Source organism: Prosthecobacter vanneervenii (assembly GCF_014203095.1).
Lineage (GTDB): Bacteria > Verrucomicrobiota > Verrucomicrobiia > Verrucomicrobiales > Verrucomicrobiaceae > Prosthecobacter > Prosthecobacter vanneervenii.
The window spans coordinates 1-1,148 of record NZ_JACHIG010000033.1 but is presented as its reverse complement, the minus strand read 5'-3'; the positions used below and the strand labels follow the sequence as shown (position 1 = coordinate 1,148).

General features: G+C 56.6%; 1 protein-coding gene. It reads left to right on the top strand.

The features are described 5' to 3' along the window. Positions 1 to 57 precede the first annotated feature (57 nt). Positions 58 to 1,137: an IS630 family transposase gene (locus HNQ65_RS26480; protein ID WP_184344888.1), complete on the top strand. Its 1,080-nt coding sequence runs from the start codon at positions 58 to 60 to the stop codon at positions 1,135 to 1,137. The last annotated feature ends 11 nt before the right edge of the window (positions 1,138 to 1,148 follow it).

The window sequence follows — 1,148 nt, the reverse complement described above, 5'->3', positions numbered from 1 at the left end:
CTAGTGTTGTGTTAGGTTAGTTCTTTTCAAAACAAGGAAAGGTGCTAGGATACCAGCATGGCTGGAGGACGTCCTACAATTCGATTGAAGTTGAATAAAGAACAACGCGGCGAGTTACAGCGCATGGCTGAGGCGCGCAAAACCCCGCAGGCCGAGGCAAAGAGGGCGCAGGCTGTTTTGCTGAGCGCTGAAGGGCTTGATGACAAAGAGGTTGGCAAGCGAGTTGGACTGTCCAACACATCAGCGGGCAAATGGCGCAAACGTTATGCGCAGGATGGCATCGGGGGCCTGACTGACGCACCTCGCAGTGGCCCGCCGCGCACTATCAGCGACGAAAAAGTCGCCGAGGTGCTGCGCCTGACTCTGGAGACCAAGCCAGTGCAGGGCACCCACTGGAGCACCCGCCGCATGGCCGCCAAGGCAGGAATCTCCAATGAGAGAGTATCTGTCATCTGGCGCACCTTCGGCTTGGCACCGCACCGCTCAGAGAGCTTCCAGCTCTCGACCGATCCGCACTTTGTGGAAAAGGTCCGCGATGTTGTCGGCCTTTATATGAGCCCGCCAAACAACGCGCTGGTGCTCAGCCTGGATGAGAAGAGCCAGTGCCAGGCCCTGGAGCGATCACAACCCATCCTGCCAATGCTGCCAGGTGGCGCGCCTGAACGCGCCAGCCATGATTACTTCCGCCACGGCACCACCACATTGTTTGCCGCCATGGACGTCAAGACAGGAGAAGTCTTCGCGCAGTGCAAGCCCCGCCACCGGCAGAAGGAGTTTTTGGAGTTCCTCAGGCACATTGAACGCACCACTCCGGCGCACCTGGCCATCCATGTCGTGGCAGACAACTACGCCACTCACAAAACCAGCGCTGTGCGGCAGTGGCTGCTACGTCATCCACGCTGGCATCTGCATTTTATCCCAACCCATTCCAGCTGGCTCAATCAAGTTGAGCGCTTCTTTGCCAAGATAACCCTTGAGGTCATCCGACGCGGCTCGTTCACCAGCGTCCCCCACCTGCGCAAATCCATACTCGATTACATCGGTGCCCATAACAAAGATCCCAAGCCTTTTGTATGGACCGCCACTGCGGAACGCATTTTCGAAAAGATTGAAAAGTTTTGCGGTAAACTAACCTAACACAATACTAG